The sequence below is a fragment of the Leifsonia virtsii genome (genome assembly GCF_030433675.1).
In the GTDB taxonomy this organism is placed as follows: Bacteria; Actinomycetota; Actinomycetes; order Actinomycetales; family Microbacteriaceae; genus Leifsonia; species Leifsonia virtsii.
Map to the genome: position 1 here is coordinate 1 of NZ_JAROCB010000001.1, position 18207 is coordinate 18207.

Sequence of the window (18207 nt, forward strand, 5' to 3'; positions counted from 1 at the left end):
GGCAGAGTAAGCGCGAGGTCACAGTGTTTTTAGCTTCGAGCTTTGCGTAGGTTGGACGCTTGCTGCGGCGCGCGATGCAAGACGCCGATTCCCGGGCGCATCGAGTGAAGAGAGCAATCCTTACCGACGAGACCATTCACGAATCGGTCCTTCTCGCACGCCGACTGAGACGACGGTCCCGTTCCGCTCGACGACGACGCCGCCGGCGGCTGCGCCGGGCACGCGCTCTCTCCACCCTGGTGCTCGTCGCCGGACTCGCCGGGCTCGTCGCCGGCGCCGTGGTCGCCGCCGAGACCGGCGCGTGGCTGCTGGCCGGGCTGTCCGGCGCGGCCGTGCTGCTGTCCGGCTGGATGCTCGCGCGCCTCGCGCGCCCGCAGCGTGCGGCGGTCGCGGCGCAGCCGATCGTGCGCACCTCGCAGGTCTCGCCCGAGCTGTACGACGACGCTCAGCACGACGTGCCCGTGCAGGAGCGGCTCCGCCAGAGCTGGACGCCGCGACCGCTCCCGAAGCCCCTTCACCTCTCGCCGGGAACGGTCGCCGCGGCCGCCATGGCATCGGTGGATGCCGCCGCAGAGCTCCGCCGCGCCGCCGCGCGCGCCGAGTTCGAGCGCAAGGCGGCCGAGGTCGTCGCTCCCGCTCCTGCGCCCGTGCCGCTGCGGCCCGTGGCGCCGGTCGCTCCTGCAGCAGCGGTGGCGCCTGTCGCGTCCGTCGCGGCTGCTGCTCCTGTGGCCGAAACGGCCGCTCCCAGCCGCTACGCGAGCATGGGCGTGCTGGACGAGGTGGGCGCCTCCGGCATGGACCTGGACGCGGTCCTGCGCCGCCGCCGGGCCGCCAGCTGAGCCGCCCTCGATTTCGACTCGACCGCGGTCAGGTGCTATTGTTTCTAAGCAGTTCCCCGGGGCTATGGCGCAGTTGGTAGCGCGCTTCGTTCGCATCGAAGAGGTCAGGAGTTCGAATCTCCTTAGCTCCACCGGTACCGGAAAGGCCGCCCGCTCGGGCGGCCTTTCTGCTTGTCCGGCGCGACTCTCCCGCAGCGACTGCGCCCTCGCGGAACGTCCGCGGGTGCGCGATCGGCCGCATTCGTTCCGAACCGCCGCAGTCGCGGGCATCCACCGGTGTCAGAGCACCAGTAGGACGGCCAGCACCAGCATGAGCACGGCGATGCCGCCGTCGAGGATGCGCCACGCGACCGGCCTGGCGAACACCGGTGCGGCGAACCGTGCCCCGAAGCCCAGCAGCGAGAACCACAGCAGGCTCGCCGTGGCAGCACCGGCGCCGAACACCCAGCGGCCGGGATCGCCGTGAGAGGCGGACAGCGAGCCGAGCAGCAGGACCGTGTCCAGGTACACGTGCGGGTTCAGCCAGGTGATGGCAAGACATGTGCCGACCGCAGCAGCGAGCGAGCCTGCGACCGCGCCGGCCGCATTCAGCGCCTGCGGCCGGAACGCCCGCCGTGCGGCGAACACGGCGTAGCCGAGCAGGAACGCGAAGCCCGCCCAGCGGACGATCGTCAGAGCGACTGGAGCCTGCTTCACCAGCACGCCGATCCCTGCCACGCCCGCGGCGATGAGCACCGCGTCGCTCAGCACGCAGATCAGCACGACCGGGAGGACGTGCTCGCGGCGGAGCCCCTGGCGCAGCACGAACGCGTTCTGCGCGCCGATGGCGATGATGAGGGAGGCGGCCGAGCCGAGGCCCGTGACGAAAGTGGCGAACACCCTTCGACGCTAGGGACGCGTTCCCGCTAAGTACAGCTCATCTTTCTTACCGAGCATTAGGGTTGCTTAGGTGTCCGCCAACGCCGATCAGCTGCGCGCCCTCGCCGCCGTGGTGGACGCCGGGACCTTCGAGGCTGCGGCCGCAGCCCTGCACGTCACACCGTCCGCGGTGAGCCAGCGCATCAAGGCGCTGGAGGAGCAGAGCGGGCGCGTGCTGGTGCGGCGGAGCAAGCCGGTCGAGCCGACGGAGGCGGGCAGTGTGCTGCTGCGCCTCGCGCGTCAGCTGGCGCTGCTCGAGAGCGAGGCGGAGGCCGCGCTGGCGGGACAGCACGAAGCGGTCGGCGCGGTCGTGCCGCTCGTCGTCAACGCCGACTCGCTCGCGACCTGGGTGCTCCCGGCCCTGGCGCGTGTGGACGGCATCCGGTTCGAGCTCGTGCTCGACGATCAGGAGCACACGCTCGACCGGCTCCGCGACGGCACCGCCATGGCGGCGATCGGCTCCGACCCGGAGCCGGTGCAGGGCTGCATCGCCCGCCCGCTGGGCGAGATGGTCTACCGGGCGACGGCCGCCCCGGCGTTCGTCGAGCGGTTGTGCCCCGACGGCTGGACACCGGAGGCTGCGGCCGAGGCACCCGTGCTGGTGTTCGACCGCAAGGATGCGCTGCAGGACCGCTACCTGGACGGGTTCGCGCCCGGCGCGCGTCCGCCGCGGCACTACATCCCGGCGTCCACGCAGTTCGTCGACGCCGCCGTCCTCGGACTCGGCTGGGGGATGCTGCCCGACCTGCAGGCGGACCGGCTGGTGGCCGAGGGGCGGCTCGTCGTGCTCGACCCCGTCCGGGTGGAGCGGGTACCGCTGTACTGGCACCAGTGGTCGCTGCGGTCGGCGGCGCTCGACGCCGTCGCCGAGGCGATCGCGGCCGAGGCGGCGCGGGCGCTCGTGGCCCCGCCCGGCCCGGCGGCTACAGCGTCGCCAGCACCAGATCGAGGGCGTCCACGAAGCGGTCGGCGCTCTCGTGCGTGATGCACAGCGGCGGCTTGATCTTCAGCACGTTCTTGTAGTCGCCCGTCGGCTGCACGATGCAGCCCTCGGCGAGCATCCGGTCGCACACCAGCGCCGCCTCGGCCGTCGCCGGCTTCAGCGTCTCACGATCGAGCACCAGCTCCATGCCGAGGTAGAGGCCCATGCCGTGCACCGCGCCGACGAGGGGATGCCGGTCGCCCAGCTCCCGCAGCCGGGCGGCGAGGTGATCGCCGACGGTCGCCGCGTTCTCCTGCAGGTGCTCATCGCGCATCACGTCGAGCACCGTCAGGCCGACGACCGACGACACCGGGCTTCCGCCGGCGGAGGAGAAGAAGCTGCCCTCGGCCGCGAACGACTCCGCGATCTCCCGCCGGGTGATGACCGCGCCCAGCGGCTGCCCGTTGCCCATCGCCTTCGCGATCGTGATGACGTCGGGCACGGCGCCCTGCTGCTCGGTGCCCCAGAAGTAGTGGCCGAGACGGCCGTAGCCGACCTGCACCTCGTCGGCGATGCAGACGCCGCCACGGGCACGGATGCGCTCGTACACGCCGGCGAGGTAGCCGTCGGGCAGCATCAGTCCGCCCGCGTTGCCGAAGACCGGCTCGGCGATGTAGCCGGCCACCTCGGCGCCGGCGGCGTCGAGGGCGGCGAGGTCCGCATCCAGATCGGCCAGGTAGGCGGGCGCCGAATCGGGGCCGAGGTGCTTTCCGCGGAGGGAGTTGGGGGCGGCGACGAGCTTCACCCAGTCGGGACGCGTCTCCAGCGCCCGCGGGTTGTCGCCGAGGGAGGACGACACCGCATCGGAGGCCATCGTCCAGCCGTGGTAGGCCTCCGTCACCGCGAGGATCGTGCGCCGGCCGGTGTGGATCTGCGCCAGCCGCAGGGCGAGGTCGACCGCCTCGCTGCCGCTGTTGACCAGGAACACGGTGTCGAGTCCCTCCGGCGCCAGCTCCGCCAGGCGCTCGGTGAAGCGGGACAGCTCGTCGTAGTGGAACCGCGAGTTGGTGTTGAGCCGCGCCCACTGGTCGCGCACGGCCTCTACCAGGCGCGGGTGCCCGTGGCCGATCTGCGTGACGTTGTTGACCATGTCGATGTAGGTCTGCGCCCGGGTGTCGACGAGGTGGTGGCGCCAGCCGCGCTCGATGAGCGGTGGATGGGCGAAGTAGTGCTCCTGCACCTGAGCGAAGGTGGCGTCCCGCCGGGCGAGGGACGCCTCGGGGTCGGGCGCGGCCACGGCGAGGTCAGCTCCGAAGAGGGCCGACGGGTCGGGGGAGACGGCCGACCACGCGGAGAGCGGGAGGGCCGGGGTGACGAAGGCCGGCGGGCGGTGACCGGAGAGCGTGCTCAGCTGGGCGGTGAGCCGGACCGCGGTGCCGATGACCTCGCCGGCCGCGACGGTGGCGGTGGTGAGGGGACGGACGAGGCCGTCCAGCCAGAGCTCGGTGCGGGTGCTGCTGCCGGTTCCTCGCAGGAGCCATGAGCCCTCGACGAGGGCGAGTTCGCCCGCGAGCGGAGCCGTGACGTCGAGACCCGCGGGAACGTCGACCGTGACGGCCAGGGCGACCGTGGCGTCCGGGAGCGAGCGGTCGGTGGTGCTACGGGTCAGCCGGGCCTCGCCGTAGCGCGTGACGGCGTGACCGTGCTCGCGGCAGACGCGGGCGAGCACCACGTCTTCGGCATCCTCGCGCAGCCAGGCGCCGGCGTCGAGGTCGCGCGACTCCACGGAGAGGTCGGCGAGGTGGGCCGCAGTCGTGGTCAGCGGGACCAGGCGGCCGAGCGGTGTGGATGCGGGCGCCGGCGCGCTCGCCAGACGGGCGCGGATGAGCGTCTCGAACTCACCGGCGTCGAGCCGCCGGGCGACGTCGAAGGCGACCCACTCGTGGGCACGGTTCTCGTCGGCGTAGACGTTGTCCGCCTCGAGGGCGACCTGCTGCTCGCCGCTGACGACGAGTACCGCGCCCCGCAGCACGACCAGCGGCCAGAGCGCGGCCAGGTCGGCGTCGTCGAGCGGCGCCTCGGCGTGGAAGGCCTCGATCACGTCCAGCACGGCCAGCGGCTCGTCCGGAACGTGGTGCAGGGCGCTTGTGACCGTTGCGGCCAGCTCGGCGACGAGCCAGCCGTCGGACACGTCGCCGAAGTCGATCACGCCCGGTCCGTCATCGCCGAGCACGATGTTGTCGTCGGTGACGTCGCCGTGGACGGCCTGAACGCGGAGGCGCTGGCGCAGGGGCTCCAGCCGCGCGAGGGCCGCATCCGTCGCCTCGCGCACGATCCGGCGCTTCGCCGGCTGCTCGACGTGCTCCAGGAGCAGGTCGACGACCTCGCCGCCGATGCGGGCGTCCCACTGGGTGGTGCGGTCGAGGCCGGGATGCGTCAGCGCGGCCAGCCCTCCGGCGACGCGGCCTGCGAGGGCGCCGAGGGTGCGCAGCTGGTCGCGGGTCGGCCGGCCGACGCCTGTGAGCGGCTCGCCGTCGAGGTAGCGGAGCACGCGCGCGAGGAGCGTGCGGCCGGCGACCTCGACCTCCACCAGTTCGGCGCCGTCGACCGAGGCGACGACCTCGGGGATGCGGATGCCGGAGCCGGCGAGGGCCGCGAGGGCGGCGTTCTGCGCCAGGAGCTCGTCGGCGGAGAACACCGGGTTGGCGAGCTTCAGCACGAAGCGCTCTCCGCCGGTGTCGATGCGGAAGTTGCGATCCTGGTTGCTGCCCAGCTCGACGATGTCGCCCTCGAGCCCGAACCGGGCGGCCGCGATCGCCGCCGCGTGCTCCACCGTGACCTCGGGTCGGGGGAGCGCGGGCTGGGTGAGGAAGTCGAAGTTCGGCAACGGGGCTCCAGGGCTCGGCGGCGATTTCGAGGTCAGTCTAGTGAGCGGGCGCCGACGCCGTGTCGAACGGGGAGCGCATCTGTGGACAACCTGCCGATTGTGCATCACAGTCGGTATCAGCACGGCTTCCGCCCAGCGAACGTACGGGAGCCTCCGCGTAGCCTGGGGCGTGTGAAGCCTTGGAGGACCGCGCTCGTCGCCTTCGTCATCGACGCGGCCTTCGTGACCCTTTTCGTGCTGATCGGGCGTCGCAGTCACGGCGAGACCACGTCCGCCGCCGGAGTGCTCGACACGCTGTGGCCGTTCCTGGTCGCTCTCGTGGTCGGCTGGCTCGTGACCTGGGCGTGGCGGCGTCCGCTGGCCATCGTGTGGCCGGGCGTCCCGGTGTGGCTGATGACCGTTGCGCTGGGGATGCTGATCCGCACCTCCGCCGGTCAGGGCGTCGAGCCGTCGTTCATCGCCGTCGCGGCGGTGGTGCTCGGCGCGTTTCTGGTGGGATGGCGTCTGGTCGCCCTCCCGTTCGCCCGGCGGCGCCGGATCGCCCGGACGGCCGCGGCGGCGGCCGTCGCGGTCGACCGCAGCGTGCGGTAGCCGCTGCGTAGCCGCACCTCGGGCGGTCTCAGCCGACCAGGTGCAGCTCCCGGCTGGAGTTGTTGAGCCGGTGCGCGCCGTCCTCCGCCGCGACGACGATGTCCTCGATCCGGACGCCGAAACGGCCCGGCAGGTAGATGCCCGGCTCGATGGAGAAGCACATCCCCGCCTCGATCGGCTGCTCCTCTCCCTCGACCAGGTACGGCGGCTCGTGGGTGGTGACGCCGATACCATGGCCGACCCGGTGGATGAAGAACTCGCCGTAGCCGGCCTCGCGGATCACCCGGCGAGCCGCCCGGTCGATCTCCTGGCAGGGGACGCCGACCGCGACGGCCTCGAAGGCGGTCTGCTGCGCCTGCTTGACCACCTCGTACACCTCGTGCTCCTCGTCGGTGGGCTCGCCGACGTGGACGGTCCGGGTGGTGTCGGAGCCGTAGCCCGCCAGCAGGCCGCCGAAGTCGAGGACGACCGTGTCGCCCTCGGCGACGATCCGCTCGCCCGGCTCGTGGTGCGGGTCGGCGCCGTTCGGACCGGACGCGACGATCGTGAAGTCGACCTGTTCGTGACCGTGCTCGCGGAGGAGCCGGTCGAGCTCCGCCGCCAGCTGACGCTCGCTGCGACCGGCGAACGGCAGGCGGAGCACGTCTTCGAAGGTCGCATCGGCCGCGGCTCCCGCGGCCGCGAGACGATCGACCTCGTCGCCCGTCTTCACCGCCCGCAGCATCGGGAGCGCGTGCGAGAGGGCGGCGAATCGGGCGCTCGGTAGCTTCTGCTGGAGTCCGAGCAGATGCATCGCCCACGTCGCATCGGAGATCGCGTAGCGTCCCTCCGCACGGAGCAGCCGTGCGGCCGGGACGTATTCGTCCTGACCGTCGGCCCAGTCGACGAGCCGGATGGCCCCGGACGCCCGCGTCCCGGCCGCGCCGCCGTGCTCGAGCGCAGGCACCAGCATCGTCGGCTCGCCGTCCGCCGGGATCACCAGCATCGTGATCCGCTCGGTCGTGACGGGGAGGTAGTCGGCGAAGTAGGCGAGGTCGGGTCCCGGCGCGATGATGAGCCCGTCGAAGCCGGCCGCGCCGGCCTGCCGTGCGCCGCGCTCCAGCCGCTCGGCGAAATGCCGTGCCGTGATGTCCTGCATGTCCGCTGCCCTTCTCGTCGTGCCGTCTGCCTGCTGGGGGTCGCATCCCGGGTGCGGCCGCGATCACTCCTCGACGGGTCCCAGCCACGCGGTGGCGACGGTGTTGTGCGCCGACTCGGCGTCGGACGGGTGGAAGATTCCGGCGAGCACATCGCGGTATAGACGACCGAGCTCGCTGCCCGCGAAGAACGTCGAGCCGCCCGAGACCCGGACCGCCTGGTCGACCACGCGTCGCGCGGTCTCGGTCGCGCGGATCTTCAGCCCGACGAGCTTCGGGAACCACAGGCCGCCGTGCGACGCGAGGGTGTCGACGTCGCGGGCGAGCGCATCCAGCTGGGGGAGCAGGGCATCCTGCTCGATCGCGGCCTCGGCCACGCGCCACCGGATGTCGGGGTCGTTCGCGTAGCTCCGGCCGTCGTTCTTGAGGCTGGTGCGCCGGTGCGCGGCCTCGACGGCGAGCTCGAGCGCCCGCGCGCCGATACCGGTGTAGACGGCGGCGAGCAGGATCTCGAAGTTCGCGAAGATCGCGAACACCAGCGGGTCGGGGTTGGGCCCGGGGTCGAGCCGCCGGACCACCCGGTCGGCCGCCGCCCGTGCTCCGTCCAGCACGGTGGTGTTGCTCTGGGTCGCGCGCATCCCGAGCGTGTCCCAGTCCTCTCGGATCTCGAAGCCGCCGCCCGTGCGCTCGATGAAGCCGTACACGATCTTCGGCGCGTCGGGGCTGGTGCTGTCGAGGCCCATCGTGCCGAGCCGCGTCCACGCGGGAGAGAGGGAGGTGAAGATTTTGCGGCCGTGGAACCGGTACGAACCGTCGGGCTCCGGCCGCGCCTCGGTCGTCGAGCCGAACAGCACCAGGTCGTTGCCGGCCTCGCTGAGCCCGAACGCGAAGACCTCGCCGGCGCCGGCCTCGCGGAGCACGAACTCCAGCGAGTCGTCGCCGCGGTCGCGCAGCGTCTTGGCGATGCCGGTCCAGACCAGGTGCATGTTGACGGCGAGCGCGGTGGCCGGAGCAGCGCCCGCCAGCCGGACCTGAAGGCGCGCCGTCTGCTCCAGACTGAGGCCGAGACCCCCGAACTCCGTCGGCACCAGAGCCTTGAGGTACCCGCCGTCGGCGAGCTCGGCGAAGTCCTCCGTGAAGAAGCGGTTCTCGCGGTCGTACTCGGCGGCGCGCGAGCGGATGCGGGACAGCAGCTCGTCGTTCAGCGGGTCGGCGGGGGTGAGGTCGGCGGAGTGCGGGTCAGAGGCGGGGTCGTGCTCGGTCACGCTCCTCACACTAGGGGAGCGTGACCGGGCACGGGAGCCCTCACGGAAAGGTGTGGAAAGTCCCGCTTCTGTGGACGATCACTGGGCGGTGTAGCCGCCGTCGACCAAGTGGTAGCTGCCCGTGATGAAGCTGGCGGCGTCGGAGGCGAGGAACGCGACGAGCGCGGCTACCTCCTCGGGCTCGCCCAGGCGGCCGAGCGCGTGCTTGCCCTCCAGGAAGCTCAGCGTGTCGGCGTCGAGGTTCGAGGCGACCAGGGGCGTGCGGATGAAGCCGGGGCCGACCGCCGTGACGCGCACGTTCTTGCCGGCGTACTCCAGTGCGGCGTTCTGCGTCAGGCCGAGGAGCGCGTGCTTCGCCGTCACGTACGCGGACGAGTTCGCGAAGCCGACGCTGCCGAGGATGGAGGCCATGTTCACGATGGCACCCCCGCCGTTCGCGGCGATCGCGGCGAGCTGGGGCTGCATCCCGTAGAACACGGCGTTCAGGTTGACCTCGATGACCTTGCGCCACGAGTCGAGCGGGTACTCGCCGACCGGGGCGGACGCCCCACCGATGCCGGCGTTGTTGACGGCGATGCGCAGAGGTGCGAGCTGCGTCGCCGCAGCGACGCTGGCCTCGGCGAAGGACGGGTCGGTCACGTCGCCGGCGAGCGCCGCGGCCGTGCCGCCGGCCGCCTCGATCTCGGCGACGACCGCCTTGCCGTGCTCCTCGTTCAGGTCGGTGACGAGGACGGAGGCGCCGCTCGCCGCCAGGGTGAGGGCGATGGCGCGGCCGATGCCCGAGCCGCCTCCCGTCACGATCGCGGAACGGTCGGCGACGTCGTACTGAGCCATGAAGATCTCCTTTCGTTATCCGACAGCTGTCGGATAAGTCATTGTACGATCGTTCGGTGGATGCGAGGCAGCAGAAGACCTATGCCCGGCTGAGTGCGACGGTGCTCGACCTCGCGACCCGGGGGCCGGTGACCGAGATCACCGTGTCGGCGCTGGCCGCGGCCGCGGGCGTCCATCGATCGACCGTGTACGAGTACGCGACGTCGCCCGCCCACCTGCTGGAGCAGGTGCTTCGGGGCGAGCTCGACGACCTGCGCGCGCAGTACCTCGTCGACGTCGACCCGGCGGACGCGGCCGCCGCGGTGGTCGGCGTCACCCGCGCCGTCCTCCGGCACGTCGACGAGTACGACGCCGTGTACCGCAGGGGCCTCGGAGCAGAGAGCGGCGCCGCCAGCCTCCACGCGATGCTCAGCGAGCACTTCCAAGCGTCCATCGACCTGCTCCTCGACCAGCACAGCCTCGTCGTGCCCGCCGACGACGAGGTCGAGCGCCGGGCCGTCGCGCGCTACCTCGCCGACGGCACCATCGGAGCGATCGACGTCTGGCTCACCCGACCGCGCCCGCGCGACGTGGACGCCTTCCTCGCCCTGGTCGGCCGGCTCACCCCGGCGTGGTGGCCATGAGGCGACGCGGAGGGGCCCGCCACCGAGGCGTCGGCCGACCCGGCATAAGGTGGGCAGCATGGAACAGCGCATCCTCGGAGGGACCGGCCGCGAGGTCTCGGTCGTCGGACTCGGCACCTGGCAGCTCGGCGCGGACTGGGGCGACGTAACGGAGGGCGACGCCCTCGCCGTGCTCGAGGCCGCGGCGGAGTCGGGCGTCACCTTCTTCGACACGGCGGACGTGTACGGAGATGGCCGGAGCGAGCAGATCATCGGGCGGTTCGTGACCGAGCATCCCGAGCTGCCGCTGACCGTCGCCACGAAGATGGGGCGGCGCGAGGCTCAGGATCCGGCAAACTTCACGCTCGCGAAGTTCCGCGAGTGGACGGACCGCTCCCGCCGCAACCTCGGGGTCGACCGTCTGGACCTCGTGCAGCTGCACTGCCCTCCCACGCCCGTGTTCTCGAGCGACGCCGTCTACGACGCGCTGGACACGCTGGTCGAGGAGGGGGCGATCGAGAACTACGGCGTGAGCGTCGAGACGGTCGACGAGGCGCTTGCCGCGATCGCCCGGCCCGGCACGGCGACGGTGCAGATCATCCTGAACGCCTTCCGCCTCAAGCCTCTCGACCGGGTGCTTCCGGCCGCGCGGGAGGCCGGCGTCGGGATCATCGCGCGGGTGCCCCTCGCCTCCGGGCTGCTGAGTGGGCGCTACACCACCGACACGACCTTTGCGGCGGACGACCACCGCACCTACAACCGTCACGGCGAGGCCTTCGACGTCGGAGAGACCTTCTCGGGTGTCGACTTCGAGGAGGGCGTCGCCGCCGCGCGCGAGTTCGCGGAACTCGTGCCGGACGGCGTGACGCCGGCGCAGGCGGCCATCGCCTGGATCGTCGCACAGGACGGCGTCAGCACGGTCATCCCGGGCGCCCGCTCGCCGGAGCAGGCGCGCGCGAACGCCGCCGCAGGCGCCGTTCGCCTGCCCGCGGGCTTCGACGAGGCCGTCCACCGCATCTACGACACCCACTTCCGCGCCGCCGTCCACCCCCGCTGGTAGCCGCCCCGCCGAGTTGCACGTGTGGCGGCTATTCGGCGCGAGTAGCCGCCACCACGTGCAACCCGGCCAGTCATGAAAGACACAGGAGGCGGCGGAGACGACGCACGAGGGTTTCGGGATTCCGGAGGTCGGAGGCCGTGACCCGGACCATCCGCCATCCCAGATCCTCGACCTGCTCGCGGCGGCGGATGTCCTTCATCCAGGTGTACCGGTCCACGCGGTGGACGTCTCCCTCATACTCGAGCGCGACGCCGGCGGCCGGGTACGCCATGTCGACGCGCGCCACGAAATGGCCGGTTGCATCGCGCACGTCGAGGTTCAGCACAGGCTCGGGAAGTCCCGCGCTCACCAGAAGTAGGCGGAGCTGCGTCTCGCCCGGAGACTCCGATCCCACCCGCACCCGTTGGAGCGCCTCGCGCACGCGGGCGATCCCACGCCGTCCCTGCGATTGTGCGATCGCATCGCGAAGCTCGGCGGGCGTCGTGCGCCCGACCTTCGCCCCGACCAAATAGTCGGCGGCGACGATGAGCTCCGCCACCGACAGTAGGGGAGCAAGGTCGAGCCAGGTCTGCACCGGGGTCGTGACCGGCAGTCCGTCCACGTCGATCGTCTCCCAGCGCCGGAGCTGATGCCCGACGAATCCCCGGACAGCCGGCGCTCGCCCGGGCGCACGCACGCTGACGTGGATATCGGTCGGTGTGTTCAGGGGCAGCGGGATCCCGTGCAGTCGCGCCGCGGTGAAGTGGCTGAACGCGAAGTCCAACCGCCGGTGCATGGCGTAGGCGCGCAACCGTGCCATTAGGTCATCGTCGTCGCGGTGAACACGAAATCCGCGGAGAGGGCTGACGACGTCCGCCGCGCGCATCCGGCTCCGCGTCGCTCCATGGGCGCCGCCGGTTCGCGTTGAGAATGGCGCTCCTCGGAGCGCCGGATCGAGTGCCTCCAACTTTCGTCCCATGCCGACACCGTGCCGCACGTCTCGCCCGGCCGGCCCCTTATCCACAGGCTCATCTTCAGCGAGTTGCACGTTGAGGCGGCTATTCGGCCCGAATAGCCGCCACAACGTGCAACTCGGTCAGGAGGGCTGGACGGGGACGGGCTCGGTGTCGGGGATGGGGGAGGCGTCGCGGCCTCGCAGGTCGGGGTGGATGCGGTGCGCAAGGGCCGGGACGACGAAGCCCACCAGGGCGAACGCGCCGGCGACCCAGAACGCGCCGACCGGCCCGACGCCGTCGATGAGGAAGCCCGCGAGCGCGGAGCCGAGGGCGGCGCCGATGAGCTGGCCGGTTCCGACCCAGCCGTACGCCTCGGCGGTGTCGGAGAACTTCACGCTGGCGGAGACGATGGCGAACAGCACGGCGAGGGCCGGTGCGATGCCGACGCCGGCGATCAGCAGGGTGATGGAGAGGCCCCACCACGACCACAGCATGAACGTCGAGAGCACGACGCCGACGAAGACGATGAGCATGCGCCGCGCCGTCGCCCAGGGCCCGATCGGGATGTGGCCGAGCGCGAGGCCGCCGACCAGCGATCCGAGCGACCAGATGGCGAGCACGATCCCGGCGAGCGGCGACCCCTCGCCGAAGGTGGCGACGACACCGGCCTCGACAGCCGAGCACGAGCCGATCAGCAGGAAGCCGACGACCGTCGCGAGCAGCACGGGAGGCCGCGTCAGCACCGTCCCGAACCGCCGCTTGCTGCGGGGGATGCGCACCCGGCCGACCTCGGGGGAGGAGATGAACCAGCAGCCGCCCGCCAGCATGATGGCGACCGACATGAGGATGCCCTCGACCGTGCCGATCTGGGTGGAGACGAACGTGATGGCGACGGGGCCGGCGATCCAGATGATCTCCTGCGCGGAAGCGTCGAGCGAGAACAGCGGGGTCAGCTGCCGCGAGTTGACCATCTTGGGGTAGATGGTGCGCACGGCGGGCTGGATGGGCGGCATGCTGAGGCCGGCGAAGAACGCGATGGCCATGGTGACCGGCACCGGCATGACGAACAGGCCGATGGCCGCGACGGCCGCGGAGCAGAGGGCGAGCGTCGTCCAGAGCACCGTGCGCATGCCGAGCACACCCATCAGCCGGCTCGTCATCGGGCCGGCGATCGCCTGGCCGATGCTCATCGCGCCGAGCACGAGACCGGCCGCGCCGTAGGAGTGGTGGACGCGCTCGATGTGGAGCAGGAAGGCGAGCGAGAGCATGCCGAAGGGGAAGCGCGCGGTGAGCTGAGCGGCGATGATGCGGGCGACGCCCGGCGTCTTCAGAAGGCTCGAATACGTGCTCACAACAGTCAACACTAGTGGTCCTGAGGGGCTCGTCCAGAGGTCTCCACAGCGGCTCGTGACGTGTTCGGGGGGGTGTGGAAACTGTGCATAACTTCTCCCCATCTGTGGACGACACGCCCACTAGATGTGGGGGGATGGAAATGTCGGACCCCCGCTATATAGTGGTCGAGCACGAAGGGCCGGACGAGCGTCTCAGACGCCCGACGTCGCGGTTCCGTGGGGTTTTCCGCCGTCTGATCGGCACATCGAAGAGGGAGAGACAGTGGGTATCACAGTCGTCAAGCGCAACGGCGAGCGGGAGCCGTACGACGCCAACAAGATCAACCTGGCCATCGAGAACGCGGCCCAGGGTCTTGACGAGAACATCACGTGGGTGACGCAGATCGCGAGCGAGCTCGAGCTCACGCTGTTCGACGGCATCACGACGCAGCAGCTCGACGAGGCGGTCATCCAGGTCGCGCTCCAGAACGTCAAGGACGACCCGGCGTTCGACACTGTCGCCGCGCGCCTGCTGCTCAAGACGATCTACAAGCGCGTCCTCGGCGACTACCAGTCCCACGACGAGCTGGTGAGCCTGCACGCGGAGCGCTTCCGCCCCTACATCGAGCGCGGCGTCGCCGAGACCCTGCTCGACGGCCGCTTCACCACCGCCTTCGACCTCGACCGCCTCGCGGGCTACCTCGACCCCTCGCGCGACGAACTTCTGAAGTACATCGGCGTCGTCACCCTCAACAACCGCTACGGCATCAAGGCGCGCAACGGCGACTCGCTCGAGGTGCCCCAGTTCTTCTGGATGCGCATCGCGATGGGCCTCTCCCTCAACGAGGCCGACCCCACCAGCCACGCCATCGCGTTCTACGACAAGATGTCGAAGCTCGAGTACCTCGCCGCCGGCTCCACGCTGGTCAACGCGGGCACCGCATACCCGCAGCTCTCCAACTGCTTCGTCATGGAGATGCAGGACGACATCGAGCACATCGCGAAGAGCGTGCGCGATGTCATGTGGCTCACCAAGGGCACCGGCGGCATCGGCCTGTCGGTCACGAAGCTCCGTGCACAGGGCTCGCCCATCCGCTCGAACAACACGACCTCGACCGGCCCGATCCCGTTCATGCACACGATCGACTCGGTGCTCCGCGCGGTCAGCCGCGGCGGCAAGAAGTTCGGCGCCCTCTGCTTCTACATGGAGAACTGGCACATGGACTTCCCGGAGTTCCTGGACCTGCGCCAGAACTCGGGCGACCCGTACCGCCGCACCCGCACCGCCAACACCGCGGTGTGGATCAGCGACGAGTTCATGAAGCGCGTCCAGAACGACGAGGACTGGTACCTCTTCGACCCGCTGGAGGTCGCCGACCTCAACGAGCTGTACGGCAAGGCGTTCTCGGAGCGCTACGCGCACTACGTCGCCGAGGCCGAGGCCGGCAACCTCAAGATGTTCAAGAAGATCAGCGCCCGCGCGCAGTTCAAGGACATCCTGATGAGCCTGCAGACCACCAGCCACCCGTGGCTGACCTGGAAGGACACGATCAACAACCGTGCCCTCAACAACAACACCGGCACGATCCACCTCTCCAACCTCTGCACGGAGATCACGCTGCCGCAGGACCGCGACAACGTCTCGGTCTGCAACCTGGCCTCGATCAACCTGAGCCGTCACCTGATCGACGGCAAGATGGACTGGGAGCGCATCGAGGCGAGCGCCCGCCAGGCGGTCCGCCAGCTCGACAACCTCATCGACATCACCGTGTCGAGCGTGCCGGAGGCCGACTACTCCAACCAGCAGAACCGCGCCATCGGCCTGGGCGTCATGGGCTTCACCGACATCGTCGAGAAGCTCGGCCTGAGCTACGAGAGCGAGGAGGCGTACGCCCTGATCGACGAGATCATGGAGCACGTCTCGTACGCCGCGATCGACGAGAGCGCCGACCTGGCCCAGGAGCGCGGCGCATACCCGAACTTCGAGGGCTCGCGCTGGTCGAAGGGCCTCGTGCCCTACGACTCGATCGCGCTGACCGAGGCCGACCGCGGCACCCCGATCACGGTGGACCGCACCATCCGCCTCGACTGGGACCGCCTGCGCGAGAAGGTCAAGGGCGGCATGCGCAACGCGACGCTCATGGCCATCGCGCCGACCGCGTCCATCGGCCTCGTCGCCGGCACCACGCCCGGCTTCGACCCGCAGTTCTCGCAGATCTTCAGCCGGTCGACCTCGTCGGGCAAGTTCCTCGAGGTCAACCGCAACCTGGTCGAGACGCTGCAGGAGCGCGGCATCTGGCAGGACGTCCGCGAGGCGATCCTGCGCTCGCAGGGCGACATCCAGAACATCGCGGAGATCCCGGACGAGGTGAAGGCCACGTTCAAGACGAGCTTCCAGCTCTCGCCGTACGCCTTCATCGAGGTCGCGGCCCGCGCCCAGAAGTGGATCGACCAGGCGATCAGCCGCAACATGTACCTCGAGACCCGCGACCTCGGCGACATGATGGACATCTACTACGCGGCCTGGGAGAAGGGCGTCAAGACGACGTACTACCTCCACATGAAGCCGCGTCACCAGGCCGAGCAGTCGACCGTCAAGGTCAACAAGGCCGAGGAGATCTCGGGCGGCCGCAAGGGCTTCGCGTCCGTCGGCGCCGGCGCTCCGGCCGCCGCACCCGCGGTCACCGAGACGGCACCGGCCGCCGCCCCCGCCCGCCGTGGCTTCGGCTTCGGCGGCCTCACCTCGAACAACGCCGCGGGTGGTGAGAACAAGTGAACAGCACCAAGATCGAGGACTACTACGTGCCGGTCGACCCGATGGACGACCTGCAGTGCGAGTCCTGCCAGTAACCCGGCCCTAGAAGCAACGAGGAGAACGACACCATGGGGATTCTGGGCACCGGAATCGAAGAAGGGCTTCTGCTCAAGCCCGTGAAGTACCAGTGGGCGATGGACCTGTACGACCAGGCCGTGGCCAACACGTGGTTCCCGAACGAGATCCAGCTCGGCGAGGACATCGCCGACTTCAAGAAGATGACGGACGAGGAGCGCCACGCCGTCACCTTCCTGATGAGCTACTTCAACCCGAACGAGCTGCTGGTCAACAAGGCGCTGGCCTTCGGCGTCTACCCCTACATCAACGCGGCCGAGGCGCACCTCTACCTCGCGAAGCAGATGTGGGAGGAGGCGAACCACTGCATGTCGTTCGAGTACGTCCTCGAGACGTTCCCGATCGACCGCGAGCAGGCGTACAACTCCCACGTCGACGTGCCGTCGATGGCGAAGAAGGAGGAGTTCGAGGTCCGCTTCATCAAGCGGATGACCGAGCAGGCGCTCGACATCACGACGACCGAGGGCAAGCAGGACTTCATCCGCAACCTGGTGGCGTACAACGTCATCCTCGAGGGGATCTGGTTCTACTCGGGCTTCATGGTGGCGCTGTCCTTCCGCCAGCGGAACCTGCTGCGCAACTTCGGCTCGCTGATCGACTGGGTGGTGCGCGACGAGTCGCTGCACCTGAAGTTCGGCATCAACCTCATCCTGACGGTGCTCGAAGAGAACCCCGACCTGCAGACGCCGGAGTTCGCGAACGAGATCCGCCAGATGATCCTGGACGCCGTCGAGATGGAGGAGCAGTACAACCGCGACCTGCTCCCCGGCGGCATCCTGGGGCTCAACGCCAACTACATCAACCAGTACGTGAAGTACCTGGCCGACCGCCGTCTGGAGGAGCTGGGCTTCGAGGCCGAGTACAAGGTCGCGAACCCGGCCAAGTGGATGGCGACGGCCAACGACACGCTGGAGCTGGTGAACTTCTTCGAGTCCACCAACACCTCCTACGAGTCGAACGCCAAGGCGTCCACCGGACGCTGAGATGACCTCGGAGGCTTCTCCGCTGATCACCGCCGCCGCGCTGGATGTCGCTCTCGGGGCCGAGTCCCTGTGGAGCGGCGCCGGCCGGCGGCGTTCGGCGTGGCGCGTGCTCGATGTCCGCTGGAAGCTGGGCGGCCCGCCCGGCCGTGAGGAGTTCGAGCGCGGCCACATCCCGGGCGCCGTCTACGTGGACCTCGACACCGAGCTCGCCGGCCACGGCGAGCCCACCGACGGACGGCACCCGCTGCCGAGCGAGCAGGACTTCCAGGAGGCCGCGCGCCGCTGGGGCCTCGACGACGGCGACGCCGTGGTCGTCTACGACGACGCGTCCGGCACGTCCGCCGCGCGGGCCTGGTGGCTGCTGCGCCACGCAGGCGTGCGCGACGTCCGTGTGCTCGACGGCGGTATCGCGGCCTGGCGCGACGCCCGGCTGCCCCTCGCGACCGGCCCGGCGCCGGCCCCCATCCCCGGCGGCCTGCACGTACGCTTCGGCGAGCTGCCGACGCTCGACGCCGATGCGGCGGCCTCCCTGGCCGCCGACCCGGGCGCCGTCCTGCTCGACGCGCGCGCGGGGGAGCGCTTCCGCGGCGAGGTCGAGCCGGTGGATCCGCGACCGGGACACATCCCGGGCGCCGTCAGTGCTCCGACCACCGGCAACCTCGACGACACCGGCCGGATGCTCCCGCCCGCCGACCTGCGAGACCGGTTCGACGCGCTCGGTGTCGGCTCCGACACGCCCGTCGGCGTCTACTGCGGATCCGGCGTGACCGCGGCCCACGAGGCGCTCGCGATGGTCGCCGCCGGCCTCCCGATGCCGTCCCTGTACGCCGGCTCCTACTCGGCCTGGTCCAACGACCCAGCGCGGGCCGTGGCGACCGGGAACCGATAGCCAAACGAGACCCGCGCGCTCCGGCCTCCCCACGGCCTCCCGTTCCGCCGCCAGAACGGCGTCGAACGGTGGATTTCGCCGTCCAGGCGGCCGAAATCTTCCGGAAACCTCCGCGAAAAACGCTG

15 protein-coding genes and 1 tRNA gene are annotated in these 18207 nt (G+C 70.5%); 9 read left to right on the plus strand and 7 right to left on the minus strand.

Going from position 1 to position 18207, the window contains the following annotated elements:
- Positions 1-239: 239 nt before the first annotated feature.
- Together P5G59_RS00005 and P5G59_RS00010 are read left to right on the plus strand one after the other, a co-directional pair.
- Positions 240-839, plus strand: coding sequence for a hypothetical protein (locus tag P5G59_RS00005; protein WP_301214787.1), 600 nt, complete (start codon positions 240-242; stop codon positions 837-839).
- 58 nt (positions 840-897) lie between these two features.
- Positions 898-970: transfer RNA gene (locus P5G59_RS00010), tRNA-Ala, on the plus strand.
- 148 nt (positions 971-1118) lie between these two features.
- Here P5G59_RS00010 and P5G59_RS00015 read toward each other — a convergent pair.
- Complete coding sequence (locus P5G59_RS00015) at positions 1119-1718, minus strand: LysE/ArgO family amino acid transporter (protein WP_301214788.1); 600 nt, start codon at positions 1716-1718, stop codon at positions 1119-1121.
- A gap of 70 nt (positions 1719-1788) precedes the next feature.
- Here P5G59_RS00015 and P5G59_RS00020 point away from each other — a divergent pair, with 70 nt between their 5' ends.
- Positions 1789-2742, plus strand: coding sequence for a LysR family transcriptional regulator ArgP (locus tag P5G59_RS00020; protein WP_301214789.1), 954 nt, complete (start codon positions 1789-1791; stop codon positions 2740-2742).
- Here P5G59_RS00020 and P5G59_RS00025 read toward each other — a convergent pair.
- Positions 2681-5566, minus strand: coding sequence for an aminotransferase (locus P5G59_RS00025; protein WP_301214790.1), 2886 nt, complete (start codon positions 5564-5566; stop codon positions 2681-2683). The genes P5G59_RS00020 and P5G59_RS00025 overlap by 62 nt on opposite strands.
- A gap of 171 nt (positions 5567-5737) precedes the next feature.
- On the opposite strand from P5G59_RS00025, the gene P5G59_RS00030 reads away from it, so the two are divergent.
- Positions 5738-6157, plus strand: coding sequence for a DUF3054 domain-containing protein (locus P5G59_RS00030; RefSeq protein ID WP_301214791.1), 420 nt, complete (start codon positions 5738-5740; stop codon positions 6155-6157).
- 28 nt (positions 6158-6185) lie between these two features.
- Here the strand turns inward: P5G59_RS00030 and P5G59_RS00035 are convergent, their stop codons facing one another.
- The 3 genes from P5G59_RS00035 to P5G59_RS00045 all read right to left on the minus strand — a co-directional run bounded on the left by P5G59_RS00035 (position 6186) and on the right by P5G59_RS00045 (position 9392).
- Positions 6186-7295, minus strand: coding sequence for an aminopeptidase P family protein (locus tag P5G59_RS00035; protein ID WP_301214793.1), 1110 nt, complete (start codon positions 7293-7295; stop codon positions 6186-6188).
- Between the two features lie 63 nt (positions 7296-7358).
- A complete protein-coding gene (locus tag P5G59_RS00040) occupies positions 7359-8558 on the minus strand; it encodes an acyl-CoA dehydrogenase family protein (protein ID WP_301214795.1) in 1200 nt (399 codons plus the stop codon).
- Between the two features lie 78 nt (positions 8559-8636).
- Positions 8637-9392, minus strand: a complete 756-nt coding sequence (locus tag P5G59_RS00045; protein ID WP_301214797.1) for an SDR family NAD(P)-dependent oxidoreductase — start codon at positions 9390-9392, stop codon at positions 8637-8639.
- A gap of 56 nt (positions 9393-9448) precedes the next feature.
- On the opposite strand from P5G59_RS00045, the gene P5G59_RS00050 reads away from it, so the two are divergent.
- Together P5G59_RS00050 and P5G59_RS00055 are read left to right on the plus strand one after the other, a co-directional pair.
- Positions 9449-10015: a TetR/AcrR family transcriptional regulator gene (locus tag P5G59_RS00050; protein ID WP_301214799.1), complete on the plus strand. Its 567-nt coding sequence runs from the start codon at positions 9449-9451 to the stop codon at positions 10013-10015.
- 58 nt (positions 10016-10073) lie between these two features.
- On the plus strand, positions 10074-11054 hold the full coding sequence (locus tag P5G59_RS00055; protein WP_301214801.1) for an aldo/keto reductase: 981 nt from the start codon (positions 10074-10076) through the stop codon (positions 11052-11054).
- A 70-nt stretch (positions 11055-11124) separates the two neighbouring features.
- Here P5G59_RS00055 and P5G59_RS00060 read toward each other — a convergent pair whose 3' ends face one another.
- Complete coding sequence (locus P5G59_RS00060; protein WP_301214803.1) at positions 11125-11919, minus strand: hypothetical protein; 795 nt, start codon at positions 11917-11919, stop codon at positions 11125-11127.
- 210 nt (positions 11920-12129) lie between these two features.
- Positions 12130-13341: an MFS transporter gene (locus tag P5G59_RS00065; protein ID WP_301214805.1), complete on the minus strand. Its 1212-nt coding sequence runs from the start codon at positions 13339-13341 to the stop codon at positions 12130-12132.
- A 262-nt stretch (positions 13342-13603) separates the two neighbouring features.
- On the opposite strand from P5G59_RS00065, the gene P5G59_RS00070 reads away from it, so the two are divergent.
- The 3 genes from P5G59_RS00070 (at position 13604) to P5G59_RS00080 (ending at position 18082) form a co-directional block, all read left to right on the plus strand.
- The gene (locus P5G59_RS00070) at positions 13604-16096 is read left to right on the plus strand and encodes a ribonucleoside-diphosphate reductase subunit alpha (RefSeq protein ID WP_301214807.1); all 2493 of its coding nucleotides are present in this window, start codon (positions 13604-13606) and stop codon (positions 16094-16096) included.
- Positions 16097-16203: 107 nt separating this feature from the next.
- Entirely contained in the window at positions 16204-17193 is a 990-nt protein-coding gene (locus tag P5G59_RS00075) for a ribonucleotide-diphosphate reductase subunit beta (RefSeq protein WP_301214809.1), read from the plus strand.
- Between the two features lies 1 nt (position 17194).
- Entirely contained in the window at positions 17195-18082 is an 888-nt protein-coding gene (locus tag P5G59_RS00080; RefSeq protein ID WP_301214811.1) for a sulfurtransferase, read from the plus strand.
- The last annotated feature ends 125 nt before the right edge of the window (positions 18083-18207 follow it).

Excerpts from the sequence above, each read along its gene's own strand:
- P5G59_RS00035 (WP_301214793.1), bottom strand. The coding sequence starts at position 7,295 with ATGCAGGACATCACGGCACGGCATTTCGCCGAGCGGCTGGAGCGCGGC.
- P5G59_RS00045 (WP_301214797.1), bottom strand. The coding sequence starts at position 9,392 with ATGGCTCAGTACGACGTCGCCGACCGTTCCGCGATCGTGACGGGAGGC.
- P5G59_RS00055 (WP_301214801.1), top strand. The coding sequence starts at position 10,074 with ATGGAACAGCGCATCCTCGGAGGGACCGGCCGCGAGGTCTCGGTCGTC.
- P5G59_RS00060 (WP_301214803.1), bottom strand. The coding sequence starts at position 11,919 with ATGCGCGCGGCGGACGTCGTCAGCCCTCTCCGCGGATTTCGTGTTCAC.
- P5G59_RS00075 (WP_301214809.1), top strand. The coding sequence starts at position 16,204 with ATGGGGATTCTGGGCACCGGAATCGAAGAAGGGCTTCTGCTCAAGCCC.
- P5G59_RS00080 (WP_301214811.1), top strand. The coding sequence starts at position 17,195 with ATGACCTCGGAGGCTTCTCCGCTGATCACCGCCGCCGCGCTGGATGTC.